At 71.1% G+C, this 26,975-nt stretch carries 22 protein-coding genes; 6 read left to right on the forward strand and 16 right to left on the reverse strand.

Annotated elements, in window-relative coordinates; all coding sequences use genetic code 11:
- Window positions 1-117: 117 nt before the first annotated feature.
- Window positions 118-564 carry a MarR family winged helix-turn-helix transcriptional regulator gene (locus ACIREE_RS10650; RefSeq protein ID WP_404149209.1) on the reverse strand — a complete coding sequence of 149 codons (447 nt, stop codon included), beginning with the start codon at window positions 562-564 and terminating at the stop codon, window positions 118-120.
- 97 nt (window positions 565-661) lie between these two features.
- Here ACIREE_RS10650 and ACIREE_RS10655 point away from each other — a divergent pair, with 97 nt between their 5' ends.
- Window positions 662-1,039 (forward strand): cupin domain-containing protein, encoded by a 378-nt coding sequence (locus tag ACIREE_RS10655; RefSeq protein ID WP_404149211.1) that lies wholly within the window; start codon window positions 662-664, stop codon window positions 1,037-1,039.
- Between the two features lie 4 nt (window positions 1,040-1,043).
- Here the strand turns inward: ACIREE_RS10655 and ACIREE_RS10660 are convergent, their stop codons facing one another.
- Window positions 1,044-2,000, reverse strand: a complete 957-nt coding sequence (locus ACIREE_RS10660; protein WP_404149419.1) for a DNA polymerase thumb domain-containing protein — start codon at window positions 1,998-2,000, stop codon at window positions 1,044-1,046.
- Window positions 2,001-2,059: 59 nt separating this feature from the next.
- A complete protein-coding gene (locus ACIREE_RS10665; RefSeq protein WP_404149421.1) occupies window positions 2,060-5,491 on the reverse strand; it encodes a DNA polymerase III subunit alpha in 3,432 nt (1,143 codons plus the stop codon).
- 152 nt (window positions 5,492-5,643) lie between these two features.
- Between ACIREE_RS10665 and ACIREE_RS10670 the strand changes: the two genes are divergently transcribed.
- Window positions 5,644-6,708 carry a DUF3533 domain-containing protein gene (locus ACIREE_RS10670; protein WP_404149213.1) on the forward strand — a complete coding sequence of 355 codons (1,065 nt, stop codon included), beginning with the start codon at window positions 5,644-5,646 and terminating at the stop codon, window positions 6,706-6,708.
- 70 nt (window positions 6,709-6,778) lie between these two features.
- Here the strand turns inward: ACIREE_RS10670 and ACIREE_RS10675 are convergent, their stop codons facing one another.
- The 11 genes from ACIREE_RS10675 to ACIREE_RS10725 all read right to left on the reverse strand — a co-directional run bounded on the left by ACIREE_RS10675 (window position 6,779) and on the right by ACIREE_RS10725 (window position 18,926).
- Window positions 6,779-7,861, reverse strand: coding sequence for a S1 family peptidase (locus tag ACIREE_RS10675; protein WP_404149216.1), 1,083 nt, complete (start codon window positions 7,859-7,861; stop codon window positions 6,779-6,781).
- A gap of 267 nt (window positions 7,862-8,128) precedes the next feature.
- On the reverse strand, window positions 8,129-8,962 hold the full coding sequence (locus ACIREE_RS10680; protein ID WP_404149218.1) for a slipin family protein: 834 nt from the start codon (window positions 8,960-8,962) through the stop codon (window positions 8,129-8,131).
- A gap of 182 nt (window positions 8,963-9,144) precedes the next feature.
- A complete protein-coding gene (locus ACIREE_RS10685; protein ID WP_404149221.1) occupies window positions 9,145-10,050 on the reverse strand; it encodes a S1 family peptidase in 906 nt (301 codons plus the stop codon).
- Between the two features lie 255 nt (window positions 10,051-10,305).
- Window positions 10,306-11,082 (reverse strand): DUF1684 domain-containing protein, encoded by a 777-nt coding sequence (locus ACIREE_RS10690; protein WP_404149224.1) that lies wholly within the window; start codon window positions 11,080-11,082, stop codon window positions 10,306-10,308.
- The gene (locus tag ACIREE_RS10695; protein ID WP_404149227.1) at window positions 11,079-12,392 is read right to left on the reverse strand and encodes an LLM class flavin-dependent oxidoreductase; all 1,314 of its coding nucleotides are present in this window, start codon (window positions 12,390-12,392) and stop codon (window positions 11,079-11,081) included. Before ACIREE_RS10695 ends, ACIREE_RS10690 begins: the two co-directional genes overlap by 4 nt.
- Entirely contained in the window at window positions 12,389-13,468 is a 1,080-nt protein-coding gene (locus ACIREE_RS10700; RefSeq protein WP_404149229.1) for an LLM class flavin-dependent oxidoreductase, read from the reverse strand. Before ACIREE_RS10700 ends, ACIREE_RS10695 begins: the two co-directional genes overlap by 4 nt.
- 60 nt (window positions 13,469-13,528) lie before the next feature.
- A complete protein-coding gene (locus ACIREE_RS10705) occupies window positions 13,529-14,500 on the reverse strand; it encodes an ABC transporter substrate-binding protein (protein ID WP_404149231.1) in 972 nt (323 codons plus the stop codon).
- 78 nt (window positions 14,501-14,578) lie between these two features.
- A complete protein-coding gene (locus tag ACIREE_RS10710; protein ID WP_404149234.1) occupies window positions 14,579-15,346 on the reverse strand; it encodes an amino acid ABC transporter ATP-binding protein in 768 nt (255 codons plus the stop codon).
- Window positions 15,343-16,239 (reverse strand): amino acid ABC transporter permease, encoded by an 897-nt coding sequence (locus tag ACIREE_RS10715; protein ID WP_404149236.1) that lies wholly within the window; start codon window positions 16,237-16,239, stop codon window positions 15,343-15,345. Before ACIREE_RS10715 ends, ACIREE_RS10710 begins: the two co-directional genes overlap by 4 nt.
- Window positions 16,240-16,290: 51 nt before the next feature.
- The gene (locus ACIREE_RS10720; protein ID WP_404149239.1) at window positions 16,291-18,081 is read right to left on the reverse strand and encodes an FAD/NAD(P)-binding protein; all 1,791 of its coding nucleotides are present in this window, start codon (window positions 18,079-18,081) and stop codon (window positions 16,291-16,293) included.
- Window positions 18,078-18,926, reverse strand: coding sequence for an amino acid ABC transporter permease (locus tag ACIREE_RS10725; protein WP_404149241.1), 849 nt, complete (start codon window positions 18,924-18,926; stop codon window positions 18,078-18,080). Before ACIREE_RS10725 ends, ACIREE_RS10720 begins: the two co-directional genes overlap by 4 nt.
- Window positions 18,927-19,431: 505 nt before the next feature.
- On the opposite strand from ACIREE_RS10725, the gene ACIREE_RS10730 reads away from it, so the two are divergent.
- Window positions 19,432-20,379: an ABC transporter substrate-binding protein gene (locus ACIREE_RS10730; RefSeq protein WP_404149244.1), complete on the forward strand. Its 948-nt coding sequence runs from the start codon at window positions 19,432-19,434 to the stop codon at window positions 20,377-20,379.
- A 47-nt stretch (window positions 20,380-20,426) separates the two neighbouring features.
- Here ACIREE_RS10730 and ACIREE_RS10735 read toward each other — a convergent pair whose 3' ends face one another.
- Window positions 20,427-21,752 (reverse strand): DUF5685 family protein, encoded by a 1,326-nt coding sequence (locus ACIREE_RS10735; RefSeq protein ID WP_404149247.1) that lies wholly within the window; start codon window positions 21,750-21,752, stop codon window positions 20,427-20,429.
- A 344-nt stretch (window positions 21,753-22,096) separates the two neighbouring features.
- On the opposite strand from ACIREE_RS10735, the gene ACIREE_RS10740 reads away from it, so the two are divergent.
- A complete protein-coding gene (locus ACIREE_RS10740) occupies window positions 22,097-22,543 on the forward strand; it encodes a cell division protein SepF (RefSeq protein ID WP_404149250.1) in 447 nt (148 codons plus the stop codon).
- Between the two features lie 113 nt (window positions 22,544-22,656).
- Here ACIREE_RS10740 and ACIREE_RS10745 read toward each other — a convergent pair whose 3' ends face one another.
- Window positions 22,657-24,276 (reverse strand): MFS transporter, encoded by a 1,620-nt coding sequence (locus tag ACIREE_RS10745; RefSeq protein WP_404149252.1) that lies wholly within the window; start codon window positions 24,274-24,276, stop codon window positions 22,657-22,659.
- Between the two features lie 175 nt (window positions 24,277-24,451).
- Between ACIREE_RS10745 and ACIREE_RS10750 the strand changes: the two genes are divergently transcribed.
- Both ACIREE_RS10750 and ACIREE_RS10755 read left to right on the forward strand, forming a co-directional pair.
- Window positions 24,452-25,657 (forward strand): hypothetical protein, encoded by a 1,206-nt coding sequence (locus ACIREE_RS10750; protein WP_404149254.1) that lies wholly within the window; start codon window positions 24,452-24,454, stop codon window positions 25,655-25,657.
- Between the two features lie 289 nt (window positions 25,658-25,946).
- Window positions 25,947-26,972: a phosphatase PAP2 family protein gene (locus ACIREE_RS10755; protein WP_404149257.1), complete on the forward strand. Its 1,026-nt coding sequence runs from the start codon at window positions 25,947-25,949 to the stop codon at window positions 26,970-26,972.
- Window positions 26,973-26,975 lie beyond the last annotated feature (3 nt).

Consider the following 26,975-nt stretch of genomic DNA (forward strand, 5'->3'; position numbering starts at 1 on the left):
AGGAGTTGCGAACGCATGCCGTGCTCACGTCAAGTTACGCGCGAGTAGTAGAGGCGTGAAGTTACGCGTCGGTAAAACATTCTCGACACGGTTGCGGACACACGGCCTGACGGGGTGTCACCAGGTCGGACGTATAGGCCCGTTGGGCGCTATGGCCGTCAGCCACGCGCGCAGTGCGCGGGCCTCACCCTCTCCCAGGTGCTCCACCCAGGGCCGCACCGCGTCGGCCGCGGCCTCCTCCGCCGCCCGGGTGCAGGCCCATCCGCGCTCGGTCAGCACGACGAGCCGGGCCCGCGCGTCCACCGGGTGCGGCCGCCGCTCGGCATACCCCTTGCGCACCAGCTCGTCGACGAGCTGGCTGGCGGCCTGCTTGGTCACGCCGAGATGCCCGGCGAGGTCGGTGGCGGTGGCGTCACCGGCAGCCAGCCGCGCGAACGCGAAGCCGTGCGCGGGCCGAATCCCCTCGAAACCCCTGGCCAGAACGCCTTCATGGATGCGTTGCGTCAGTTCGCCCGCCGCGGCGAGCAGCGCGGCGGACAGGGCCATGGCTTCGGAGTTCTGCACGGATGCATTGAAACACCCTTGACGAGATGGTCAAGCCACCTGACTATATGGTCAAGCTGGTTGACCATAATCCGCATGATCTTTTCGAGGAGTACCCATGCCCGTGATCCGCGCCGCCGAGGCCGTCGTCCATGAACTGCACGGAGCCCGGTTCGTCTCGTACGCCACCCCCGGCACCGGCAGCGAGGAGCTGGCGGCCTGGCGGGCCGAGATCCCGGCGGGCACGAAAGCGCCCGCGCACGGGGTCTCGCGCGAGGAGATCCTCCACCTGCTGACCGGTTCCCTGCGCCTCACGCTCGACGGCGCCGTCCACACCCTCGTTCCGGGCGACACGGCGATCGTGAACGCGGGTACGACTCTCGGAGTCGAGAACCCGACGGACACCGTGGCGACCATGTGGGTGACCACGTCGGTGGGCCTCACGGCTGAGCTGGCGGACGGTACGCGCATCACGCCGCCCTGGGCGAACGTCTGAAGTCTCACGCGGCCAGCGAGGCCGGGACGATCGCGCCGGGTCCGAAGCGCGCCCTGGCCCGGTCGGCCACCGCCTCCAGGACCCGGGCCCGCTCGTCCACCGGATCGAAGGTCAGCTGCCGCGAGGCCCCTTCGACGGGCCCGAGCCCCTCCGCCCGCAAGGAGACACCGCGCACCCGCGCCCGCTGCAGCCCCAGGGCCTCGTACATCCGGTACGCGGCCCCGGCCAGCGCGACGGAGTGGGCGGTCGGCTCGGCGAGCACCCTGCTGCGCACGGTCGAGGACCGGTCGGCGTAGCGCACCGTCAGGGTCAGCGAGCGGCACACCTGCTTCTCGTCCCGCATCCGGGCGCCCAGCTCGTCGGCGGCGGCCAGCAGGGCGCGCCGGTGCCGGTAGGGGTCCAACTCGTCGCGCGCAAAGGAGCGTTCGGCGGCGATCGAGCGTGCGGTGGCGTTCGGGACGACCCGGGTGCGGTCGATGCCGCGCGCCTTGTCGTACAGCTCGCGTCCGGCGCGTGCCGTGGTGAGGCGCTGCAGGGTGGACAGCGGTGCGGCGGCGAGCCGGCCGACCGTGTCGAGCCCGTATTCGCAGAGCGTCCGCGCGGTGGCGGAGCCGACCCCGGGCAGTGCGCCGACGGGCCGCCCCGAGAGGAACTCCCGCACGTCCCCCACCACTTCGGTCACCCCGGTCGCGGCCCCGCGCGCGGCCATCCGCGCGAGCATCGGCCCGGGCCCGGCCCCGATCACGCACTCCACGCCGTGCAGGGCGACGGCCCGCACCCGGATCACGGACGCGATCTGCCGCGCGTCCCGCCCGAAGTACCGTACGGCGCCGCGCAGGTCGACCAGGGCCGAGTCGGGCGGCAGCGCCTCGACGGCCGGGCTGAACTCGGCAAGCAGCGCGAGGAGTCGGGGCAGGGTCGCCTCGTCCGCGGGCGGCAGCAGGAACCGCACGCACAGCACACCGCCCCGCTCACCCCTCAACTCGCCGCCCAGCCCTTCGCGTTCACCTTCCACCGCACTCACCCCGCGCTTCCTGAGCTCTGGTGCCACAACTTGCGCCGGCTTCCCTGTACTCCGTCACCGGCCGGCTTGAGGTCGGCCCACGGATGCATCTCGTACCCGTTGGACAGCCGGATCCGGCGCCCGGACCCGTCCGGGGCGGCCGCCTCCTCCTCGGGACCCGGCGCGGCCATCCACCGCGCCACCTCGTCGAGCCCCCTCTCCCGGTACACCTCTGTCAACTCCGCGAGATTCCATGCCGCTTCGCCCACGACGCTGAGACTGCGCGGCCCGCGCCGCTGCACCGTGCCGCGCACCAGCAGCAGCCAGGAATGGAAGACGGTATGCGCGCACGCGGCGTGCGCGTCGTCGAAGAACGCGAGGTCGACCAGGCCCGTGCCGTCGTCGAGGGTCGTGAAGACGACTCGCTTCCCGGAGCGGATCGGCGGGGTCTGGGTGGCCGCCTTGGCACCGGCCACGAGCACGGTCCGGCCGTGCTCGGCCTCCCGCAGCCGCCGTGCCGACACGACACCCAGCTCCCGCAGGAACTGCTCGTAGTCGCCCATGAGGTGCCGCGACGCGTCCATGCCGAGCACGCCGAGCTCGGCGCTGATCCGTTCCGTGTCGCCGAGGTCGGGCAGCCCGGCCGATGCGGTGCGGCGGCCGCCGGTCAGGGGCAGCTGTTCGCCGCGCGCACCCTGCCCCGATCGCTGAAGCTCCGTCAGATGCAGTTGCAGATCACGGCGGTTGGCGCCGAACGCGTCGAGCGCACCGACCTGGGCGAGCCGGGTGGCGAGCGGGCGGCTCGGGCGGGCCCGCTCCCAGAAGTCGAGCAGCGAGGCGTACGGCTGCCCCTCCTCGATCCGGGCGGCCTCCGCGGCGCTGATCCCGTACACGTCGGACAGCGCGAGTCGCACGCCCCACACGCTGCCGGGATCACCCTGGGAACCGGACACCAGTTCGATACGGTGAGCGACCGCGGACCGGTTCACGTCCAGCGGGAGCACCGGGACTCCCCGCCGTCGCGCGTCGGCGAGCAGCAGGCGCTTCGGGTACATCCCCGGGTCGTGCGTGAGCAGCCCCGCGTAGAACGCGGCCGGGTGGTGGGTTTTCAGCCACGCCGACTGATACGTGGGGACGGCGAAGGCCACGGCGTGCGCCTTGCAGAACCCGTACGAACCGAACGCCTCCACGATCTCCCAGGTCCGCGCGATGGTCTCGGCGTCATAGCCGCGCACCGCCGCGTGCTGCGCGAACCACCACCGGATCCGCTCCTGCGACGCGGGGTCGGACAGACCGCGTCGCACCCGGTCGGCCTCGCCGCGCCCGCACCCCGTCATGATGTCGACGATTTTGATGATCTGCTCGTGGAAGACGACGACGCCGTACGTCTCCTCCAGCGCCTCCGCCAGGTCCGGGTGCGGGTAGCGGACCGGCGCCCGACCGTGTCGCGCCTCGATGAACGGCCGCACCATGTCGGCGGCGACGGGCCCGGGGCGGAACAGGGAGATGTCCACGACCAGGTCGTGGAAGGTGGCGGGCTGCAACCGCCCCACCAGATCCCGCTGCCCCGGCGACTCGATCTGGAAGCAGCCCAACGTCTCGGTGGACTTGATGAGTCGATACGTCGCAGGGTCCCCCTGCGGTATCGAGTCGATGTCCACGGGGGCGCCGGTCGCCCGCTCGATCTCCCCCGTGGCATGCGCGAGCGCCGACTGCATCCGCACCCCGAGCACATCCAGCTTGAGCAGCCCCAGGTCCTCCACGTCCTCCTTGTCGAACTGCGCCATGGGCAGGCCCTCGCCGCTGGTCGGTACAACGGGCGTGCGGGCGAGCAGGGAGGCGTCGGAGAGCAGCACCCCGCACGGATGCATGGCGACCCCGCGGGGCAGCGCGTCGAGCGCCTCGACCAGCTCCCACAGCCGGGCCCTGCCCCCGAACTCCCCGGCGATTTCCTTGAGTTCGGGCAGTTCCGCCATCGCCGAGCGGGCATCGCGCGCCCGGACGTGCGGGAACGCCTTGGCGATGCGGTCGATGTCGGCGGGGTCCATGGACAGGGCCGCGCCGACATCGCGTATCGCATGCCGCACCCGGTAGGTCTCCGGCATCGCGACGGTGGCGACGCGCTCGGCGCCGAACCGGTCGAGGATCGCGCGGTAGACCTCCAGGCGGCGCGCGGACTCGACGTCGATGTCGATGTCGGGCAGCACGTAGCGCCGCTCGGACAGGAAGCGCTCCATCAGCAGCCCGTGCTCGACGGGGTCGGCGTTCGCGATGCCGAGCGAGTAGGTGACCAGCGACCCGGCGCCCGACCCGCGCGCCGCGACCCGGATCCCCATGTCCCGTACGTCGTCCACGACTTGAGCGACCGTCAGGAAGTAGGTGGCGAAGTCGTGGTGCGCGATGATGTCCAGCTCGCGGTGGAGCCGTTCCCAGTAGGCGCGGCTCTCCGCGTGGCCGAGGCGGACCAGGCCGGCGGTGGCGCGCGAGGTGAGGACGCGGTGCGCGGTGCGCCGTCCGGCGCCCACGAGGTGCGGTTCGGGGAAGCGCACGGAGCCGATACCGAGGTCGCCCTCGGGGTCGACGAGGCAGGCGGCGGCCGTGTCCTGGGTCTGTTCGAGCAGCCGGTGCGCGGTGTCGCGACGGAAGCCGGCCGCTTCCACGACCCGCTCGGCCTCACGCAGCATGGCGTCGGCACCTTTCAGCCACCGTTCGCCACTGTCGAGTTCCTTGGTCGGGTCGACGGGGACGAGGCGGCGCGCGGCGTCCAGCACGTCGGCGACGGGTCCCGCGCCCGGGTCGGCGTAGCGGACGTCGTTGCTGAGGACGGGGCGCACCCCCTGCTCGGCGGCGAAACCGACGGTGCGGGCGGCGAGGCGCAGCGAGCCGGGTCCTGTCCCCTGCCGCCCGTGGTGGACGGCTTCGAGGCGCAGGTCGTCGCCGTAGATGTCGCGCCAGGCGGCGAGCAGCCCGGCCGCCTTGTCGGGGCGGCCCGCGGCGAGCGCGCGGCCCACGTCGGAGTCGGGCCCGAGCAGCACGGTGAGGCCCGTCCCGTGGTTCTCCTCCCACGGCAGCCGGGCGTCCCGAGCGCCCCCGGCGTGCGCGGCGGTGATCAGGCGGCAGAGCCCTGCCCAGCCGTGCGCCCCGTCCCGGGCGAGAAAGGTGACCCGGGGTGTCGACTCGTCGATGAAGGCGCCGCCGCGCACGGGCGGCCTGCGCCGGTCGCCGCGCTCAGGGGCTCCCACCGCGAGTTCCGTACCGAACAGCGGCCGCACCCCGTGCCGCGCGCACGCCTTGGCGAACCGGACGGCGCCTGCGACAGTGTCTCGGTCGGTGAGGGCGACGGCGTCCATGCCCCGCTCGGCGGCGCGCTCGGCCAACCGCTCCGGGTGCGTGGCGCCGTAGCGCACGGAGAACCCGGACACGGTGTGCAGATGCGTGAAGCCCGGCACACGCACCTCCAGCACACCTCGAGCCGATCGGATCTCACCTTCCCCACCTCCACCATAGACCAACTATCGAACGTTTGTACGACAGCGGGCGGGCGGCACCCGTTCGGCCCACCCCGCCTGCACGACGCGGCCCCCCACCGGAGCGTGGGGGCATGAAGTTCGCCGATGAGTTCAGGAACGCCGTCACTCCCCGCGCCGCGCTGCTCGTCATCGGCGTACTCGCCCTGCAGCTGCTGTTCATCGCCTCGTACGTGGGGGCGCTGCACAATCCGAAGCCGAAGGACGTGCCGTTCGGCGTCGCCGCTCCGGCGAAGGCGGCCGCGCAACAGACCGAGCAGCGGCTGGCGAAACTGCCGGGCTCCCCGCTGGACCCGCGGGTGGTCGCCGACGAGAAGACGGCGCGGCAGCAGATCATGGACAGGAAGATCGACGGCGCCCTGGTCCTCGACCCGCGGGGCAGCAAGGACACCCTGCTCGTCGCGTCCGGCGGCGGCACCGTCCTGGCGAACGCCCTGGAGACGCTCGCCACCAAGGTCGACGGCGCGGAGCGGCGGACCGTGCGCACGGTCGACGTGGCACCGGCCTCCACCCAGGACTTCGACGGACTCTCGTCCTTCTATCTCGTCGTCGGCTGGTGCGTCGGCGGCTATCTGTGCGCCTCGATCATGTCGATCAGCGCCGGATCGAAGGCCGCGAACCCGCAGCGCGCGGCGATCCGGCTCGGCACCATGGCGCTCGTCTCGATCGTCGGCGGCATCGGCGGCTCGCTCATCATCGGCGACTCGATCCTCGGCGCGCTGCCCGGCTCCTTCTGGGCGCTGGCCGGGCTCGGCGCACTCGTCACCTTCGCGGTCGGCGCGATCACGCTCGCCCTTGAGGAGCTGACCGGCATCGTCGGCATCGGCCTGGCCGTGCTGCTGATCGTCGTCGCGGGCAACCCGAGCGCGGGCGGCGCGTTCCCGCTGCCGATGCTGCCGCCGTTCTGGCAGGCGATCGGTCCCTGGCTGCCGCCGGGCGCGGGCACCTGGGCGGCGCGTTCGATCGCGTACTTCGACGGCAATGCCGTCACGAAGTCCCTGCTGGTCCTCTCGGCGTGGGCGGTGGTCGGCGTCGTGGTGACGCTGCTGCTGCCGGGCCTGCGCGAGAAGCGGCGGAGCGGCGCCGGGCGCAGCGGAAGGGCGGAGGGCGGGTCGACGCACGTCGGCGTCGCCTCGTGAACAAAGGGCACCCCGTGCATACGGGGTGCCCTTTGACGCGGTTCAGCCGAAGCCGAAGCTCAGCCGGGGATCAGCCGATTTCCGCACCGAACGTGGAGAGCGCCTCCGGTACCGGCTGGAAGAACGTCTCACCGCCCGACGTGCAGTCGCCGCTGCCGCCCGAGGTGAGACCGAGCGCCGTGTCGCCGGCGAAGAGGGAACCGCCGCTGTCACCGGGTTCGGCGCAGACGTCGGTCTGGATGAGGCCGTTGACGATGTCGCCGTTGCCGTAGTTCACGGTGGCGTCCAGGCCGGTCACCGTGCCGTCGTGGACCTGGGTGGTGGACCCGGAGCGGGTCACCTTCTGACCGACGGTCGCGTCACCGGCCTTGGTGATCTGCTGCGCGGAGCCGTTGTAGAGGTTCACCTCGCTGGGGTGCGGAACGTCGGCCGTGTACTTCACGAGGCCGAAGTCGTTGTCCGGGAAGCTGGACTGCTCGTTCGTGCCGATCTCCTGGCCGCTGGAGTCGGACCAGGTGGAGATGGCCTCGGTGCAGTGGCCCGCCGTGATGAAGTACGGCTGGCCGCCCTTGACCACGTTGAAGCCGAGGGAGCAGCGACCGCCCCCACCGCTGATGGCGTCGCCACCCGACACGAAGGGCTTGAACTCGCCCTGGGTGCGCTGGAGTTCGGCCTTGCCGCCGAGGTCGTCGACGACCTTGCTCAGCTTGTCGAGGGCCGCGCCCTTGACCGTGCGGTCGGCGGTGACGACGACCTTGTTGGTGGCGGGGTCGGTGGCCCAGGAGGTGCCCGGGATGGTGGCGTCGCTCTTGAGGGTCGCGTGGGCGCTCTTGAGCGCGGAGAGGGAGTTCTCCACGACTCTCGCCCGGGCGCCGGCCGCTTGGACGGCCTGCGCGGCGTCCTGGTTCAGCACGTTGACGACGAGGTGCTTGGCCTTGGCGTCGTAGTAGCTGCCCGCCGAGTCCGCGCCGAGGTCCTTCGTCAGGGTCGAGGCGAGATTTCCGGCCTTCGCGACGGAGAGCGTCCGGGGCGCCATGTTCGGCGTTTCGGTGCTCGCGTTCGCAGTCTGGAAGGTGATGCCCGCGGCGGCCAGGGCGGCGATGCCCGCTCCGGCCACGGCTACGCGCCGCTTGGGTATGCGTCGGTGCTTCAACTCACTGCCTCCTGTGGGGGGTTGGGAACAGGCCCGATGTGGGGGTGGACCGGTTCCGTGAGGCTGACGCGCCCACTATCCCGAGCGTCACAGGGAGCACACAAGGTCGACTTCAGGACGCGCATGCGGGAACTCCTGTGCGCCCCTCACCACTTGAGCGCCCCTGCCCCGCCCACGTCGGTCCCCAATGCAAACACCCTGTGCACAGAGCGCCTGTCGGAGGGTAAGGCCTAGTCCTGTCCGAAAATCGACGGTGTGAAAGGGTGCCTACGGCGCGTCCCCGCCCCCGGCCGGCTCGGCCGGTTGCTCAACCGCCGCCTGCGCGGCGCGCCCCGAGTCGCCGGGAGTGGCCCGCTCCAGGAACCGCAGCAGCTCCACGGGGAACGGCAGGACCAGCGTCGAGTTCTTCTCGGCGGCGACCGCCACCACTGTCTGCAGCAGGCGGAGTTGGAGCGCGGCAGGCTGGTCGGACATCACCCCGGCGGCCTCGGCGAGCTTCTTCGACGCCTGCAGTTCGGCGTCGGCGTTGATGACGCGGGCCCGCCGCTCCCGGTCCGCCTCGGCCTGCCGGGCCATCGACCGCTTCATGGTCTCCGGCAGCGACACGTCCTTGATCTCGACCCGGTCGATCTGCACGCCCCACCCGATGGCCGGGCTGTCGATCATCAACTCGAGGCCCTGGTTGAGCTTTTCGCGGTTCGACAGCAGATCGTCGAGGTCGCTCTTGCCGATGATCGAACGCAGCGAGGTCTGCGCCATCTGCGAGACGGCGAACCGGTAGTCCTCCACCTGCACCACGGCCTCGGAGGCGTCGACGACCTTGAAGTAGATGACCGCGTCGACCCGCACCGTGACGTTGTCCCGCGTGATGCCGTCCTGCGCGGGCACGGGCATCGTCACGATCTGCATGTTGACCTTGCGGATCTTGTCCACGAACGGCACGATCATCGTGAATCCGGGCCCCCGCACCGCCGGTTTGAGCCGGCCGAGACGGAACACCACCCCCCGCTCGTACTGCCTGACGACCCGCGCCGCCGCCATTCCGTACACCGCTGTGGCGCAGACGACGGCCACTCCCGCCGCCACCAGTTCCTCGACCATCGCACGGCCCCCCAGGGTCCGAAGTGGGCGCAACAGGCCTCTGCTTCGACGGTAGCCCCGCCAGGGGCAGGGCGGGAGACTCCGGTGACGAGCAGAAGCCCCCGCCGGTCGGATCGACCGGCGGGGGCCCGTGCTGCTGGCTGCGGTTCAGGATCGTACGTGAGGGATCACGGACGACGGGGTCAGAAGACGTGCACCCCGTACGCGCTGAGCGCCTCGGTGACCGGCTGGAAGAAGGTCGTCCCGCCGGACGTGCAGTCGCCACTGCCGCCGGAGGTCAGGCCGTACGCCTTCGTCCCGCCGTACAGCGGACCGCCGGAGTCGCCGGGCTCGGCACACACGGTGGTCTGGATGAGGCCGGACACGACATCGCCGCCGCCGTAGTTGACGGTGGCGTTCAGCGCGGTGACCTTACCGCTGTGGATGCCGGTGGTGGAACCGCGCCGGGTGACGGTCGTGCCCACGGACGGCGTGGCCGCGCTGGTGATGTCCTGGCTGCCGACCGCGCCGGACTTGGCGACGGAGCTGTTGGTGTACTTCACAAGACCGTAGTCGTTGCCCGGGAAGCTGGACCCCGAGGTGGTGCCCAGGGTCGTCGTGTGGCCCGAGTTGGACCACCAGGTGCCCGCGCCGTCGGTGCAGTGACCGGCGGTCAGGAAGTAGTAAGCCCCGCTGCTGTCCTGGACGTTGAAGCCGAGCGAGCAGCGCCAGCTACTCGCATAGATGGCGTCGCCGCCGGAGATCAGCTTCTTGAAGGTGCCGGCCGTGTGCTCGATCTTGAGCGCTCCCGCGGTGGCTCCGGCCTCCTTCTCGATCTTGTTGATCTCGGCCTGCGAGACCGTGCTGTCCACGGTCACGACGACCTGCTTGGTCTTCGCGTCGACGGTCCACGCCGTACCGGCGATGTCGGCGCCACGCACCGCGTCACTGGTCTGGGTGAGTTCGGCGGCGCTGAAGGCCTGGGGAGCTTCGGCGGCGTGCGCCGTGGGTGCGGCGAAGGCGGCCGCGGCAAGGAAGCCGGTACCCGCGGCGATCAGCCGGGTCCGTCTTGCTATGCCACTGCGAGGGGTGGTGCGCTTGATCCTCACTGCTCGTTCCTCCCGAGGGGAAGTCGGGGGCCCGCGTGGGGTCGGGGCCCGTGAGGCGCAGCCAGGCGGAACGGCGGGAGCCCGGATTCCGGACACGCCGTGCCCCTGACAAGCGCTGTTCGGGAGTATTCGGCGAGTCAACTGATCGACGCAAGGGCGCCTTTCAGACTTCGGCCACATCTGCGCGTACACGACGGCATGCCCCGACGGCTTCTCTCGTACGGTCCGTACGCCGTCGGGGCTCGGCTCCTCCGGTCAGACGGAAACCGGGGCCGTCAGGTTCCGTTCGCCCGCCTCGACACCGACGGCAAGGGTGTTGCCGGGGGGCGGGAAGGGGCAGATGAAGTGGTCGGCGAAGGCACAGTTGGGGAGCACCGCGCGGTTGAGGTCGACGGTGGTCCTGCCCTGTGCGTCGGGCGCCTGCGGATACAGGAAGCGGAACCGGAAGGTGCTGGTCCCGCTGGTGGCGTCGGCGAACACGGCCCACAGCCGGCCGTCCCCCTGCCGCGCCACCCGCAGCGTCTGCCGCCGCCCGGCGAGCTCGAACGACAGCTCTCCGGCGAGCCCGAGTCCACGCTCCTTGCCGTCGGCGTTCTCGACACGGACCTCCCGCGCGCTCTCGTACGGAGTGAAGTGGCCCTCGACCGACCAGCGCGGGTCATGGGGAGTGACGTCGATGCCCCGGAAGGCCGTGCGGGTGGGGGCGACCGGGTCGAAATCCCGTACAGCCCACAGGCCTTCGCGCGCGATGACGACGAGATGCCGCGCGCCGAGCGTCACGGTGGCGTCGGCGGCGACCCGTACCACCCCGTCGACCTGCTGTCCTTCCACCGCGAGCCCCTCTGCCGCGCTCGCGGTGAGGACGAGCGCGTCGCCGTCCGCGCGCCACTGTCCGGGGATGGCCGGAAGTCGGCCCTCCGGATGGTCGTCGAGCCAGTGCGTGCCCGCGAGGGAGAGGGGCCCGTAAGGCGCGGAGACGGCGGCGGTCCGCTCCTCGTGCCACTTCTTCCAGAGGTCGGCGGCGTCACTCATGCCGGGGTCCTTTCGTGATGCGGTGCGGGCGTGCGCAGTCCCAGGTGCGAGCGCAGCGTGACGCCCTCGTATTCCGTGCGGAACGCGCCGCGCTCCTGGAGCAGCGGCACGACGTCGTCGACGAACTCGTCGAGGCCGCCAGGTGTCAGATGCGGTACGAGGATGAACCCGTCGGCGGCGTCCCCCCGCACGAAGGCGTCGAGCTCGGCGGCGACCGTTCCCGGTGTCCCGACGAACGACTGCCGGCTGCTCGTCTCGATCACGGTCTGCCGGATGGAAAGACCCTTGGCGCGGGACAGGGCGCGCCACTTCCCGGCGAGGGCGAGCACGTCGCCGCGGTGCGTACGCCCCTGGGTCAGGCCGGAGTCGACGACCGGGTCGACGTCGGGCAGCGGTCCGTCCGGGTCGTACGAGGACAGGTCGACGCCCCAGATCTGTTCCAGGGCGAGGATCGCGTTCTGCGGCGAGACCTGTTGGCGGCGGATCTCCGACGCCTTCTCCTGTGCTTCGGCGGCGGTGTCTCCGAGCACGACCGTCACGCCCGGCATGATCTTGAGGTCGTCGGCCTCGCGCCCGTACTTCGCGAGCCGCGCCTTCACATCGGCGTAGAAGGCCTGTCCGGCCTCCAAGGTGCCGTGCCGGGTGAAGATGACGTCGGCGGCGGACGCGGCGAACTCCCGGCCCTCGTCGGAGTCCCCCGCCTGGATGACGACGGGGTGCCCCTGTGGCGGGCGCGGGACGGTGAACTCCCCTTCGACGGTGAAGTGCTGCCCGTCGTGCCGGAACGGACGCTCGGTGCCCGCGTCCCACAACTCCCGTGCCACGTCGACGAATTCGGCGGCTCGGGTATACCGGTCCGCGCGGTCGAGGTAGCCGCCGCGGCGGAAGTTCTCGCCGGTGAAGGCGTCGGAGGAGGTCACCACGTTCCAGGCCGCGCGGCCGCCGCTGAGGTGGTCGAGGGAGGCGAAGCGGCGGGCGACCTCGTACGGCTCGTTGAAGGTCGCGTTGACGGTGGCGGCGAGCCCGAGCCGGTCGGTGACGGCGGCGAGCGCGTCGAGGAGGGTGAGCGACTCGGGCCGGCCGACCACGTCCAGGTCGTGGATGCGCCCCTTGTGCTCGCGCAGCCGCAGCCCCTCCGCGAGGAAGAAGAAGTCGAAGAGACCGCGTTCGGCGGTGCGGGCGAGGTGTTCGAAGGAGGCGAAGTCGATCTGGGACTTCGACGCGGGATCGGCCCAGACGGTCGTGTTGTTGACGCCGGGGAAATGCGCGGCGAGATGAATCTGCTTGCGTGGCAATGAAGTTGAGGTCATGTCGACTCCCCCGCGAGGGCTGCGAACCGGTTGGTGGGCCGGGCCAGGCCCAGGTGCTCCCTGAGCGTGCTGCCCGGGTAGAACGTGCGGAACAGGGCGCGGTGCTGGAGCAGCGGCACCGTCCCGTTGACCAGGCGCTCCAGGTCGCGGCGCGGGTCGAGCGGCGTCAGGTGGAAGCCGTCGGCGGTGCCGGAGCGGTGCCAGTCGGTGATGAGTTCGGCGAGGTCCACAGGGCCGCCGCGGTACAGCGGACCGTCCTCGGTGGGCAGCGGGCCGCCGCCGTGCCCCGGCTGGGCGGCGTGCTCACCGCCGCCGAGGTCGATCCGCAGCGCGGCGAGGACGCGCAGGGTGTCGGGGTCGCGGCCGTGCTCGACGGCCCGGCGCCGCAACCCGGCGCGCACATCGGCCAGTTGGGCGGGGTCGGCGACGCCGACGAGGGCGACGTCGGCGTGCCGGGCCGCGACGTCGTACGCGTACGGCCGGGTGGCGTCGACCACGACGACGGGGTTGCCCTGCGGCGGGCGCGGCACGATGGACGGGCCTCGCACGGAGAACGTGCGCCCTTCGAAATCGACGTGGTGCAGCTTGTCGCGGTCGACGAACCGTCCGGTGGCGGCGTCCCTGATCTCGGCGTCGTCCTCCCAGCTGTCCCACAGGTGCCGTGCGGCGTCGACGACTTCACCGGCTTCCTGCCACAGGTCGGCGGGCGCGGCGGCGTGCTTGCGCCCGAAGAGCCGTGCCTCGTCGTCGCCGAGCGAGACATCGGGGCGCCAGCCGGCCCGGCCGCGGCTCACCCAGTCGAGCGTGGCGACGGCGGCCTGCACGTGGAAGGGCTCGGTGTGGGTGGTGGTGACGGTCGGCACGAGTCCGATGCGGGAGGTCCGCGGGACGACCCTGGACAGCACCGAGAGGCTGTCGAGGCCCGCCGCACCGAAGCTGTCGTGGAGCGTGACGAAGTCGAGAGCGCCGTGTTCGGCGAACCGGGCGAGTTGGAGGTAGGGCTCGGCGTCGTACGTGCCGGGCAGATCGACGGCCGCGGCGAGGTGCAGCAGGCCCCGGCCGGGTTTACTGGTCATGAGTAGGTGAACCTTTCGGCAGGACAGGGGAGTCGGCGGGCGCGGGAGCCCGGCGGCCCGTTACGGCTTGGGCAGGCCCTTGGGGTTGATCTCGGACTTCGGCACGGCCTCGCTCGACAGGCCCCAGCGCTTCAGCACGCGCCCGTACGACCCGTCCTCGATCACGTGATTCAGTGCGGCGGCGTAGGCGTCGACGAGCCCGCTGCCCTTCTTCGTGGTCGCCGCGATCTTGCCCTGCACCAGGTCGCCGCCGCCCGAGACGGTGCCGATGATCTGCGACTGACCTGCGGACGCCACGTGGTAGGCGGAGGCCGGGCTCGGGCCCAGGTAGCCGTCGATGCGGCCGGACTGGAGCGCCAGGTAGTAGTCCGTGTCCTTCTGGAAGTACTTGATGGTGACGGGCTTCAGACCGGCCTTCTCGTCCTGCTTGCTCCAGTCGACGAGGATCTTCTCCTGGTTGGTGCCGGAGGAGACGGCGATGGTCTTGCCGGCGACGTCCTTCGGCCCCTTCACCCGCCAGCTCGTGCCCTTCTTCGCCTCGAAGGCGATGTTGTCGAGCCGGTACGTCGCGAAGTCGTACTTCTCCTTGCGCTCCTCGGTGACCGTCACGTTGGAGAACACCGCGTCGAACTTTCCGCTGTCGAGCCCGACGAAGAGGTTCTCCCAACTCACCTGCTCCTGCTGGGGCTTGAGCCCGAGCGTGTCGGCGACGAGCGTGGCGATGTCGAGTTCGGAGCCGATCCGTGTCCTGTCGTCGGTGGCGAAGAAACCGAGCGGTGGTGAGGCGTCGGCGCTGCCGCCGAGCCGCAGCGTGCCGCGCTCGCGGACCGCCGCGGGCACCAGGGCCGCGATCTTGTCGACCTTCTTGCCTCGGATGCGGTTCTGGTCGGGGCCGATGTTGATGTTGCCGACCTTCTTGGTGCCGCCGCTGCCGGCGCTCGTGGAGGCGTCACTGTCACCTCCGCAGGCGGCGAGCAGCGGGGCGACGGCGAGAGCGGCGACGGAGGCGGTGAGAGCGCGGCGGGACAGCATGGGCGTACTCCTCAAGAGGTTGCTGCACAGGCGAGTGGACGGGGTGAAGCTCAGAGGATCCGGCTCGGAGGATCCGGCTCAGAGGACTTTCGACAGGAACGCCTTGGTGCGCTCCTCGCGCGGGGCGTCCAGTACGTCACGCGGGGCGCCCCGCTCGACGATGCGGCCCTCGTCCATGAAGACGACGGTGTCGGCGACCTCGCGCGCGAAGCCGATCTCGTGCGTGACGACGATCATCGTGGTGCCCTGGTGCGCCAGGCCCTTGATGACGTCGAGGACCTCGCCGACCAGCTCCGGGTCGAGCGCGGACGTCGGCTCGTCGAAGAGCAGCAGCTTCGGCTCCAGGGCGAGGGCCCGGGCGATGGCGACGCGCTGCTGCTGGCCGCCGGAGAGCTGGCGGGGGTAGGAGTCGGCCTTGTCGGCGAGCCCGACCCGGCCGAGGAGTTTGCGGGCGCTCTCGGTCGCCTCGGCGCGGGGCCGCTTGAGCGCGGCGACAGGCGCCTCGACGACGTTCTCCAGGACCGTGAGGTGCGGAAAGAGGTTGAAGTTCTGGAAGACGAAGCCGATGTGGGTGCGCTGCTTGAGGACCTCGCGTTCGCGCAGCTCGTACAGCTTGTCCCCGGAGCGGCGGTAGCCGACGAGGGCTCCGTCGACGCTGATCCAGCCGGTGTCGACCTTCTCCAGGTGGTTGATGGTGCGCAGCAGCGTCGACTTGCCGGAGCCGGACGGGCCGAGCACGACGGTCACCTCGCCCGCCCGCACGTCGAGGTCGATGCCGCGCAGCACCTCCAGGGTTCCGAAGCTCTTGCGGACGGACTTCACTTCCACCATGGCGGGGGCGCTCATCGGGTCGTGCCTTTCGCGAAGTGGCGCTCCACGTAGTACTGGAGTACGGAGAGCGCGCTGGTCAGGAGGATGTACCAGGCGGTGGCGACCATGAGGAGGGGGACCACGCGGCCGTTGCGGCCGTAGATGACCTGCACCTGGTAGAAGAGTTCGCCGATCGCCATGACGGAGACGATCGAGGTGCCTTTGAAGAGGGAGATGACCTCGTTGGCCGCGTTCGGCAGGATCGAGCGCATCGCCTGCGGGAGCACGATCCGGCGGATCTGCCGAAGGCGCGGGATGCCGAGCGCGGCCGCGGCCTCCAACTGGCCGCTGTCGACGGCGAGTACGCCACCGCGCACGATCTCGGCGGCGTACGCGGCCTGGTGCAGGGCGAGCCCGAGGACGGCCGCGCTCATCGCGCCGACCAGGCCCATCGTGTCGAAGGAGAGGAAGCCGGGCCCGAAGGGGATGCCGAACTGCAACTCCTTGTACAGATAGGCCAGGTTGAACCAGAAGAGCAGCTGCACGATCAGCGGAATCGAGCGGAACGCCCAGATGTAGCCGAAGGCGACCGTCCTCAGGAACCGGCTCTGCGACAGCCGCATGAAGGCCAGGACGATACCGAGCGCGAAGCCGAGCGCCGTGCCGTAGAAGGTGAGTTGAAGGGTGGTCCAGACGGCCTTGAGGATGACGTCCGCGGTGAAGAACTCCCCGAACACCTCCCATTCCCAGCCGGAGTTGGTGACCAGGCCGTGGACGAACTGGGCGAGCAGCACGGCCGTCGCGGCGATGGCGATCCAGCGCCAGGGATGGCGTACGGGGACGACCTTGAGTTGGGCGTAGTCGGTGGCGGGCGGCGCCGCGACGGCTTCGTCGCTCTTCTCGACGGGTGGATCACTGGTCAGTGGCATGGGGGTACCTCAAGAGGTGAAAAGTTCACGAGGGATGCGGGGACGGGCGCGTCAGGCGGCGGTGGCGCGACAGGAGAGGTCGCGCAGGAACGCGAGGACGGCTCGCGCGGTGGCGTCGTTCTGCCGGAACGTGGGGCTGTTGGTGCGCGGCCGGGTGAAGGCTCCGGCACCGCGCGCGTTGGTGTGCGGGCCGAGGGCGAAGCGGCGCGGGTGGGCGCTGCCGTCGCGGTACAGGACGCGCCCGTCGTCCGGGTCGACGGCCAGCAGCCCCGCGGGAGTCGACAGGGCTCCCTCCTCGTACAGCTCGCGCAGCAGCCGGTCGCGGGTGCGGGCGAGGGTGGGCTCCGGCAGGCGGGCCTCGACCAGGGCGCGGGCCTCGACGACATGGCCCACCACGGTGGCGCCGGTGGCCCGGAAGACCCCGTCCTCGGCGCTGATCCTCAGGTCGGCGCCGAGGAACTTCACGACGCCCGCGCGGGAGAGCGCGAGCAGCCGGCGCAGCCGCGGTCCGGGCGGCCCGGACGCCAGGTAGCTGAAGAAGCCGTGCCACCAGTTGCCGATGTCGCCGAGCCGCACGACCTGCCCGTACACGGAGAGCAGCCCGAGGAAGACGGCGAGGTCGGGGCTGTGCGCGGGGTTGTGCCGGCGCTCCAGGTCGGCGGTGATGTGACCGCGCAGCGCTTCCTGGAGCTCCTCGTACGAGGTGTGCCGGACGCCGTCCAGGGGACGGTCGAGGGCGGCGAGGTCGAGCCGGTCGGCGGGGTCGGGCACGGCGGACGCGACGAGGGCCCGGAGCTCGGCGCCGAGCGGGGTGGCGGCGGCGTACTTCTCCTCGAAGTCGGTCCAGGCCATGGTGGTGCGCTCGGGGCGGGCGGTGAAGAGGCGGTGGTAGTGCGCGAAGCCGAGCTCCTTGTCGATGAGCGGCCACACGTCGGCACGGAAGTCGAACCCGTGCTGCCGGGCGAGGAGTTCGTCGATCTGCGCGGGGCCGAGGAAGCGCGGCAGCGGTGGCCGCCCGCCCGCCGCCGCGTCCCAGTCGTAACCGATCTTCGAGCGGTACGGCACGCCGCGCCGTGACCCGACGTGCAGCACGGGCTCGCGACCTGAGGGGACGTAGCGGTCCCCCTCGTAGCGTCCGCCGCGCCCCTCCGTGAGGAGCACCATCAGGTCGACGAAGGCGAGTCCGAAGCCGCGGACGAGGACGTCCTGGCCCGGCGCGAGCGCGCTCAGGTCGGAGTCGGCGGTGAAGTCCGGCGGCAGGTGCAGCAGGCCGTGCCGCTCGGCGTACGCGCTCAACGCCCTTTGTTCGTCGTCGAGTTCGGCGTCGAGGTGCCCTTGGGCGAGAATGACGACATCGGCGAGCAGCGGCCTCGGGCGGTCTTCGAGCCATACCTGCTGGCGGCCGTGGCGCGGCCCGCAGAGCCGGAGCGCCTTGCGTGCGTGATGGTGGACGACGACCCCGTCGGGCAGGCCCGCGACGGCCTTCTCGTACACCCACCGCAGATAGCCGCCCTGGCTGCGCCGGTCGGCGAAGACCCGCCCGTCGATCCCGGCCCACTCGTGCAGCGCGGGACCTTCCAGGACGGGCCCGTCGAGCTGCACGGTGTCGTCGGTGAACATGGTGACGTCCTGGGCCTGCGAGTTCATCCACAGCAGCGGCGACTGCTCGCGCCGCCAGATGCGTCCGGGTCCCGCCGGGTACGGGTCGACGAGGTGCACGTCGAGATCCAACCGCCCCGCATTGTCACGGGTGTTGGCGGCGATGCGTTCCAGGACACCGGTCCCCCGCGGTCCGGCGCCCACGATCACCAGCGACTGGCGCACGGACCGTGCCGCACTCATCGCGTCGTCCCGCGTGCGTAGTGCCGCTCGATGTAGTACTGGCCGACGCCGAGCAGCGAGGTGACGACGATGTACCAGATGGTCGCGACGAGGAGCAGCGGAATGACCTGGTACGTCCGGTGGTAGACGAGCTGCACCGAGTACAGCAGGTCCTGCACGGCGATGACGCTCACGATGGAGGTGCCCTTGAGCGTGCCGATCAGCATGTTCCCGGCCGGCGGCACGATGGAGCGCATGGCCTGCGGGAGCACGATGCGGCGCCAGCGCCTGAGGCGGCTGAGCCCGAGCGCCTGGGCGGCCTCGATCTGGCCGCGCTCGACGGAGAGGATGCCGCCGCGCACGACCTCGGCGGCGTACGCGGCCTCGTGCAGGGTCAGCCCGATGATGGCGACGGTGACGGGCCCGAACAGGTCCACCGTCTTCACGCCGAGGACCGTCGGGTACAGGGCGCCGATGTTGAACCAGAACAGCAGCTGCACCAGGATCGGCATCGACCGGAACAGCCATACGTACCCCCAACTCGCGGCCCGTAGAACGGGGTTGGCGGAGAGCCGCATGACGGCGAGCAGGGTGCCGATGGCGAAGCCGAGCGCCATGACGAGCGCGGTCAGCCACAGGGTGAGTCCGAGCCCGCGCAGCACGGACGTCGTCGTGAAGTACTCCGCGACGACGTCCCACTGGAACGCCTCGTTGCGCACGACGGAGTTCACGGCGAGGCCGAGCAGGACGAGGACGACGGCCGCGGCGACCCATTGACCGGTGCGGCGCTGCGGGACGATGCGCGGCACGGCGTTCTCGGCGGGCGGGGCCGCGGGCGGGATTTTGGCGAGGGTGTCTGAGGACATGAGAAGGCTCCGTGGGGCTGGACGTCCAGCCCGGTCTTGCCTTCACACCTGCGTGCTCGTACGCCTGTTGTCCGTACGTCCGGCATACGGACGCACTCGGCACCGGAGCCCCTCAGCAGCGGTACCGCCCTTGAGATTACGGGGCGGTTCGCGTGCGTTGTCAAGGGTGTCCAGAGTGTGAGCCGTACGTCTCAGATGAGTTGACGCCGAAACGGATGCCTGTTCCACTTGTGCCCATGCATCCGCAGCAGTGGCTGGTCACGCGCTCCCACATCGACTTCGGTCGAGTGTGGTCCGCGTCCTGTTGATGCCCTTCTGACGCCTTCTGCGCGCGTCACTCTTCTCTCTTCTCGCGACTTCCTGTCGCTTCCTCATCTCTTTTCCACGCGTCCTGGTACGCGCAGTTCCGCGTATCCGCCCGCGCCTTCACCCTGCTGCGCCCTCCCCTCGCCCCGCCCCGCTCCACCCTGCATGCCGGCCACCCCGAAGGGCAGAACCCCACCCCATGCGCACCACATCCCTGACCTCGACGTTCGCATTGATCACCGTCGCCGCGCTGGGCCTGACCGCCTGCGGATCCGGCGGCGGCTCCGACGCCGACGACGCGGCACCCGCCGCCGCGAAGAACGCCACGATCCCGACGAAGGACGTGGTGTCGGCCGTCACGAAAGACCCCGCGGCGGCGAAGCTGCTGCCCGCGGAGGTCCGCAAGAACGGCAGTCTCAAGATCGCGGTGAGTGTCGGCGGCTCCCCGCCCAACTCGACGTATCTACCCGACGGAAAGACCGTCGTCGGCCAGGACATCGACTTCGCGAACGCGGTCGGCAAGGTGCTCGGGATCAAGCTGAACCAGGAGGTCGCCGGTTTCGAGGCGATCCTGCCGGCCCTGGACAGCGGCAAGTACGACCTGGGCACGGGCAACTTCGGTGTCACGGACGAGCGCCGCAAGACGATCGACTTCGTCACCTACATCAACGACGGCCAGGGCTTCGCCGTCCGGGGGGACAGCGACCTGAAGAAGGTCACCGACCTCAAGCAGCTGTGCGGGCTGAACGTGGCGACGGGCGCGGGCACGACCTTCGAGGCGACGCTGGAGGAGAACAAGGGGATCTGCAAAGAGGCCGGCAAGAAGGCGTACGACGTCAAGACGTACTCCGAGTCGAGCGCCGTCTGGTCCTCCCTCCAGCAGGGCCGCTCCGACGTGGTGATGAGCACGATCAACGGCCTGCGCTACGCGGTGTCACAGCAGGAGGGGCTGAGGTTCCTCAACGAGTTCCACCGCCTCGACGTCGGCTTCGCCTTCAAGAAGGGCACGCCCTTGGCCCCCGCGTTCCAGGCCGCGGTGAACAAGCTGATCGCGAACGGCACGTACGCGAAGATCCTGAAGAAGTGGGGCACGACCCCGTCGGCGGTGGACACGTCCCGGATCTCACCGCCCGAGATCAAGGACTGACACGCCACCGGGGGCGGGCGCCTACGCCCGCCCCCGTACGGAGTGCTTCACAGTCCGCAGTCGCAGCACGAGCAGCATTCACAGCACTCGCACGCCTCGCAGCACGAGCAGTCGCCACAGTCCCAGTTGCGGCAGGCACCTTCGCGCTTCTTCCGTGACCAGGGGCCCTCGAACTCGTCGGCGCAGCACACCTTGCAGGTGCAGCACAGCCCGAGCGCGACGGCACACCCCGCGAGCAGCCCCCGCTTGCCGGGCTTGGGCGGCTGGAAGGACGGCCCGCCCCCGAAGCCACCGGGCCCGCCGGGACCGCCGGGGCCGCCCGGGTTGCCGCCCCCGTAGGGATTGTTGGAGGCGTACGCGCCCGAGCCGGTCGGCCCGTACGGACTGCCGGGCGCTCCGGTCGGCAGCCAGCCGCCCTGCCCGCCACCCTGCTGAGGCGTGGACGCGGAACTGGAGTGCGCGGCCGGGCCGGAGTGCGGGGCGTCACCGTCGTGCGAGGCATGGCCGGTGGCGCAGCGATCCGTCCCGAACGCCCGGTCCACCGAGCGCCCCACCTCGTGCGCGAGCAGCAGATGCGCCAGCTTCCCGTCCACGAAGTCGACCTCGCGCAGCGCGAGCCGGATGCCGTGCACGGCGTCGTCGGCGAGCCGTCGCGCCTCGACGAGGCCGGTTCCGGTGGCGGTCAGCGGGTTCCAGGCGCCGGCGGCGGCATCGATGTCGCGGTCCTCCACGGCGTCCAGGAGGTGCGCGAGCCGCCCGAAAAGACGCCCCGCCTCGGCGAGCGGTTCGGCGTTGTGCGGTCGCCCCGCGAGATGGGCGGTGTGCGCGAACGCGGCCGCGGTCGCCGTCCCGGTCGGCTCGGTAATGGTCAGCACGGAGGTGCCGGGACCGGCCAGCGACTCGATCCCGGCCTGCCGTTCCACGGCGTCGACGAGCACCGCCGTGTCGAATCCGATGTCGGATCCGGTACGCGCCCCGGCCAGGTCCCAGCTCGCGGCAACCTTCCGCGCGGCGAGCGCCACCGGCCTGCGGGCGAACAGGCCGTCCCGGTCGTCGACATGGTCGCGCACCTTCGCCGACGCGAGGACCAGGGAGACGGCGGCGGCGAGCCGGGCGCCCTCGCCCCGCGCGACGGACGCGGTGCGCATCCCGCGCAGCGGGCAGGGCCCGGCCTGTCTGCGCCGACTGTCGGAGCGCTCGGACTGAGCCTCCGTCAGGACCGAGACCAGCAGACCGTCGTAGTTCGTGACGACCCGGGCGAACTGCCCGTGATCGCCGCGCAGGGCCAGGCAGAGGCCGCAGAGATGGGCCATCCACTGGGCCTTCAGGCCCTCACCGAGCCGATGACTGCAGGGCCGGACTATTCCGAACAAGGCGACTCCCCCGTACGCCGGATGACGGTCCGTCAACAAGGCGACACGCCGCGTCAATACCGCATGGACCAGGAACCCCGGCATGGTACCGAGCCGCCGCGACGCCCTTCGTTCACCCGTACGGACCGTAGATCACCCAAACGCCGTGAAGAATCATATTTCACTCACTGTCAGCAGCCGTACCCCGTACAGCCCTTGGGAACACGGGGACAACACCGTGTTGACTGTGCACCAGTACCGTCACGAAAACCCCGCGCGGCGACTATCCACTTGGCGCCGCATCAGCATGATGGACGACGATAGGGATACGGAACGCAGAGGAACCGGTGTGAGAGGAGGCGTCCATGGGATCGGTACGCAAGGCGAGTGCCTGGCTTGGCCTCGTCGACGACAACGATGACGAGCGTTACTACGACGACGACTACGACGAGGGGCCCGAGCCCGCCGCAGGCGCAGCCGCCTGGGTGACGGACCCGCGCGTGAAGGTCGCCGCGGAGGAGGCCGAGGAGCAGGACCGCCGCATCGGCACCGTGACCCCGGACAGCTTCCGGGACGCGCGGCGGATCGGCGAGATGTTCCGGGACGGTGTCCCGGTCATCATGAACCTCACGGCGATGGAGCCGTCCGACGCCAAGCGCGTCGTCGACTTCGCGGCAGGGCTCATCTTCGGTCTGCGCGGCTCGATCGACCGGGTCGCCAACCGGGTGTTCCTGCTGACCCCCGCGGACACCCAGATCGTCTCGGGCCGCGAGGCGAGGAACCAGCCGGATGGTTTCTTCAACCAGAGCTGAAGCGCTCCGCTCGGAACGGGACCCGTTCCGGGTGGTGCGCTCGGCCGGCGCCCCTGCCCGTGGGTGGGAGGGTGAACACGCCGGCCGCCGACCGGGGCACACCCCACCGGCGATCAGGCGACCGACGACTCCGTGCGGGAGGACCGCCGGGGCGCGGCCTCTTCCGGGTCGTCCGCCGGAGGCGCGTCGCACTCCATCCGCCGCGGCAACCGCAGCGCGGCCACCGCGCCGAGCAGCAGCAGCACGGCGCTGACGATCAGCGTCACGTGCAGCCCGTGCACGAAGGCGGCCCGCGCGGCATCCCGCAGCGCGTCCCCCGCTCCGCCGCCGAGCCGCGCGGCGATCTGGTACGCCTCCCCCAGCGAGTGCCCGGCCGCGCCGCTCGCCGTGCCGGAGACCCCGCTCACGTGGGTGAGCCCGGGCGCGTAGGCCGCGTTCATCACGGAGCCGAGCAGCGCGATGCCCATGCCCGCGCCGAGCTGGTACGAGGTCTCGCCGATCGCGGCCGCGCCGCCGGAGTCATCGGCCGGCGCCTCGGTCAGCATCGATTCGTAGGCCCCGAACAGCGTGCTCTGGAAGCCGAAGCCGAGCAGTATGAATCCGGCGCCGAGCAGCATCGGCCGGTCCTGCTCGCCCATCAGGCAGAGCAGCAGGACGGCGCAGGCGGTGAGCGCGAAGCCGCAGCTGACCATGGCGCGCGGCCCGAACCGCCGCAGCATCGCGGAGCCGATGACGCCCGCGACCATCGCCGCGAAGGTCAGCGGCAGCATCCGCAGACCGGTCTCCAGCGGGCTCATCTCAAGCACCAGCTGCAGGTACTGCACAGCGATCAGTTCGAGGCCGACCAGGGCCAGCATCGCGATGACGATGCAGCCGACGGACGTGGAGAACGCGGCGCGGGAGAAGAGCCGCATGTCGATCAGCGGGTGCTCGCGGCGGCGCTGGCGGCGGACGAACAGCACGAGGAGCGCCAGGCCCGCGACGAACGGCAGCACGGCGCCCGCGTCGAGCAGATCGCGGTCGATGCCCAGTTCCTTGATGCCGTAGACGACGCCGAGTACGCCGAGCGCGGCGAGCAGCGCGCCGAACAGGTCCCAGGGGCCGTCCGCGCGCCCCTTGGACTCGCGCACGAGGATCCGGCACAGCGGCAGCATGACCGCCATCAGCGGGATGTTGATGAGGAAGACGGAGCCCCACCAGAAGTGCTCGACGAGGAAGCCGCCGAGGACGGGTCCGGTGGCGGCGCCGATCGCGGCGACGGCGGTCCATACGCCGATGGCGACGGCCCGCTCGTTCCGGTCGGGGAAGACGTCGCGCAGGATCGACAGGGTCGCGGGCATGATCATCGCGCCGCCGATGCCGAGCAGCGCGCGGGCCAGGATCAGCACCTGGGCGGAGTCGGCGAACACGGCGAGCGCGGAGGCCGCGCCGAACAGGGCGTAGCCGAGCAGCAGGATCCGTCTGCGGCCGACGCGGTCGCCGAGGGTGCCGAAGAGGATCAGGAGCGAGGCGCAGATCAGGGGGTAGGCGTCGCCGATCCAGAGAAGCTCGACCGAGGTGGGCCGCAGCTCCTCGGTGACCGAGGGCAGAGCGACGTACAGGATGGTCGAGTCGAGAGCGACCAGAAGCAGGCTTGTGCACAGGACCACCAGGACGACCCAGCGGTTCGTACGGACTCCCGTGGCGGCCAGCCGATGACGCAGCCGCCCGGCGGCCGTGCTCGTCCGCGACATGTGCGTACCTCCCAGTGGTCCTCGCGTCCGGCGGATCCGAGGGCTGGGGATGCCCATGGTCTCGGCTCGGGAGGAGCGGTTCTCCCGGCCCCGCTACGAAAGGCGAGTAAGCCGTCAGAGTACGCGAGTTCAGGCCAGTGACACGTGGCGGACCTCTCATGATGCCCTCACACCCATGTGGTGTGCGCCACTCGCGCGGTGGGGGCGGCGTACGGATCCACCAGGGCCTGCGCCGATAATCGGGGCCGTGAACGACGTCGATCTTCAAGAGCGGCCCTCCCCGCGGCGGGCCCTGCCCGCTCTGCTCGGTTACGCGGGGGTGCGCGCGCTCGGTCTGCTCGCGCTGGCCCTGTGGAGCGCGGCCGCGGGCAAGAGCCCGCACACGCTGCTGACCGCGCGCTGGGACTCCCTCTGGTACACCCGGGTGGCCGGGCAGGGGTACGGCTGGTCGGTGACGCTGCCGGACGGCAGCGTCCATTCGAACCTCGCGTTCTTCCCGCTGCTGCCGTGGCTGGAGCGTCTCGGGGCCGCGATCGGTCCGCTCTCGTACGCCGATGCGGGCCTGGTGGTGAGCTGGCTCGCCTCGCTCGCGGCGGCCTGGGGGATCTTCGCCGTCGGAGATCATCTGTACGGGCGCCGGGCGGGGATCTGTCTGGCCGTCCTCTGGGGCGCGCTGCCCGTCGGGATCGTGGCGTCGATGGCGTACAGCGAAGCCCTGTTCACCGCCCTCGCGGCGTGGGGTCTGTACGCGGTCGTACGGCGGCACTGGGTGGTGGCGGGCCTGCTGGCCTCGCTCGCGGGGCTGACCCGGCCGATCGGCGCGGCCGTCGTGGCGGCGGTGTGGGTGGCGGCCGCGCTGTGGATCGTGCGCGAGCACCGGGCCCCCTGGCGGCTGGTGCTCGGCGTGCTGCTCGCCCCGGTGGGCGCGGCGGCGTACGTGCTGTGGGTCGGGCACCGGACCGGCGGCGGGCTCTTCGGCTATCTCGACGTGCAGGGGCAGTGGGGCAACGGGTTCGACGGGGGCGCCGCCTTCGCCCGCTTCGTCGCCGACAAGTTCACCTCGCCGCTGGGCGCGCTCGCCGGGATCGGGCTGATCGTCGGGGTGGCTCTGGTGATCTGGCTGTACGTGGCCGGGGTGCGGCAGCGGCAGCCGGTGCCGCTGCTCGTCTACACCGGCATCGTCGTCGTGCTCGCCCTCTGTGCTGCGGGGTACTTCGGGTCCAAGCCGCGGTTGCTGCTGCCCGCCTTCCCGCTGCTGCTGCCGATCGCGGTGGCGCTGGCCCGGTGGCGTTTCAGCAGGTCGGCGTGGTTGCTCGGCGTGCTGGCGTCGGCCTCGGCGGTCTACGGGGCGTTCTGGCTCAACGGCTCGGGTCCGCCGTGACCGGCCCCGACCGCCCCTGATCGACCTTGATCGAACCTGAGCGACCTTGATCGGCTCGGACGGGCCTGATGAGCGGACGGAGAATTGCGCACCAGCACCTGGTGAACGCATATATAAGCGCGCTATAACGGGCCCCCGGAAACGATCATTGAATTCGCACCGACTTACCTTCCCGGTTACCGGATTACCCGGAATAGATGGCGCCCTGAGATCAATCCCACATCACATCGTCATCACAAAGCCACTGTTCCGTCCTGGTCCACCGTGCGCCCGCTGTAGCGTCGATTGGGTGCGTACCGAACGAAACCTGACCCGCCGCCTGGAGCGGGTCTTCGCGCGGCTCGACCGCGAGCCCGAACGGCCGGCCAACCTGGACATGCCCAGGATGAGCCGGCACCGGGTCGTGCTCCTCGGGCTGACCCTGTCCTTCTACCTCGCCATCGTGGTGGCGGTGCTGGCCACCACGTGGCTGGTCGCCTTCGACTGGCAGGTCATGTTCTTCCGGCCCTACCAGCAGTGGCCCGAGATCCACGCCTTCCTCGACTACTGGGTGGTCCTGGGCCAGCGCGGCCCGACCGCCGTCATGGTGATGGCATGGCTGGGCTGGCGCTCGTGGCGGCAGCACACGCTGCGCCCGCTGCTGATGTTCGGTGCCGCGCTGCTCCTGCTCAACGCCACGGTGGGCGCCGCCAAGTACGGCATGGGCCGCGCCGGTCCGCACTACGCCACCCTCATCGGCTCGAACGAGATGTGGAAGAACGGCGATATATTCCCTTCCGGCCACACGGCGAACGCGGTGGTGACCTGGGGCATCCTCGCCTACCTGGCTTCGACCCCGCGCGCCCGCCGCTGGCTCTCCGCGGTCTCCGCGGTGATCTCCCTGAGCGTCGGCCTGACCACCGTCTACCTCGGTACGCACTGGCTGAGCGACGTCCTTCTCGGCTGGGCCGCCGGTCTGCTGGTCCTGCTGGCGCTGCCCTGGTGCGAGCCGCTGACCGCGCGGGCCGAGGCCCTGGTCTTCTCGGTCCGCGCCCGCCTGCGCGAGCGCCGCGCCGGTGTCACCGCGCCGACCCCCGCCCCGGCTCCGGCCCCGGCGACGGTCCCGCCGCGCACCGCGGCGCCCGCCGAGGACGGGATCCGGACCCGCGAGCCGGTCGGCGCCGGCCGCTCCCCCGCCCGCCCCTCGGCGCTGCTCGCGCCGGGGCCGCACACGCCGCGCGGCGAGCGCACACCGGTCAGCCCTGCGGGCAGCAGACGTCCCGCGGTGGCGCGGGGAACCGCACGGACCGCCACGACGGACCCGCAGAGGGCGTAGGAC

This window comes from Streptomyces sp. NPDC102467, assembly GCF_044765445.1.
GTDB lineage: Bacteria > Actinomycetota > Actinomycetes > Streptomycetales > Streptomycetaceae > Streptomyces.

Bases quoted from the DNA above. Each gene is read 5' to 3' on its own strand.
- ACIREE_RS10725 (WP_404149241.1), bottom strand. From the start codon at position 18,926: ATGTCCTCAGACACCCTCGCCAAAATCCCGCCCGCGGCCCCGCCCGCC.
- ACIREE_RS10730 (WP_404149244.1), top strand. From the start codon at position 19,432: ATGCGCACCACATCCCTGACCTCGACGTTCGCATTGATCACCGTCGCC.
- ACIREE_RS10710 (WP_404149234.1), bottom strand. From the start codon at position 15,346: ATGAGCGCCCCCGCCATGGTGGAAGTGAAGTCCGTCCGCAAGAGCTTC.
- ACIREE_RS10690 (WP_404149224.1), bottom strand. From the start codon at position 11,082: ATGAGTGACGCCGCCGACCTCTGGAAGAAGTGGCACGAGGAGCGGACC.
- ACIREE_RS10745 (WP_404149252.1), bottom strand. From the start codon at position 24,276: ATGTCGCGGACGAGCACGGCCGCCGGGCGGCTGCGTCATCGGCTGGCC.
- ACIREE_RS10655 (WP_404149211.1), top strand. From the start codon at position 662: ATGCCCGTGATCCGCGCCGCCGAGGCCGTCGTCCATGAACTGCACGGA.
- ACIREE_RS10750 (WP_404149254.1), top strand. From the start codon at position 24,452: ATGTGGTGTGCGCCACTCGCGCGGTGGGGGCGGCGTACGGATCCACCA.
- ACIREE_RS10715 (WP_404149236.1), bottom strand. From the start codon at position 16,239: ATGCCACTGACCAGTGATCCACCCGTCGAGAAGAGCGACGAAGCCGTC.
- ACIREE_RS10740 (WP_404149250.1), top strand. From the start codon at position 22,097: ATGGGATCGGTACGCAAGGCGAGTGCCTGGCTTGGCCTCGTCGACGAC.
- ACIREE_RS10695 (WP_404149227.1), bottom strand. From the start codon at position 12,392: ATGACCTCAACTTCATTGCCACGCAAGCAGATTCATCTCGCCGCGCAT.
- ACIREE_RS10670 (WP_404149213.1), top strand. From the start codon at position 5,644: ATGAAGTTCGCCGATGAGTTCAGGAACGCCGTCACTCCCCGCGCCGCG.
- ACIREE_RS10720 (WP_404149239.1), bottom strand. From the start codon at position 18,081: ATGAGTGCGGCACGGTCCGTGCGCCAGTCGCTGGTGATCGTGGGCGCC.
- ACIREE_RS10705 (WP_404149231.1), bottom strand. From the start codon at position 14,500: ATGCTGTCCCGCCGCGCTCTCACCGCCTCCGTCGCCGCTCTCGCCGTC.
- ACIREE_RS10680 (WP_404149218.1), bottom strand. From the start codon at position 8,962: ATGGTCGAGGAACTGGTGGCGGCGGGAGTGGCCGTCGTCTGCGCCACA.
- ACIREE_RS10700 (WP_404149229.1), bottom strand. From the start codon at position 13,468: ATGACCAGTAAACCCGGCCGGGGCCTGCTGCACCTCGCCGCGGCCGTC.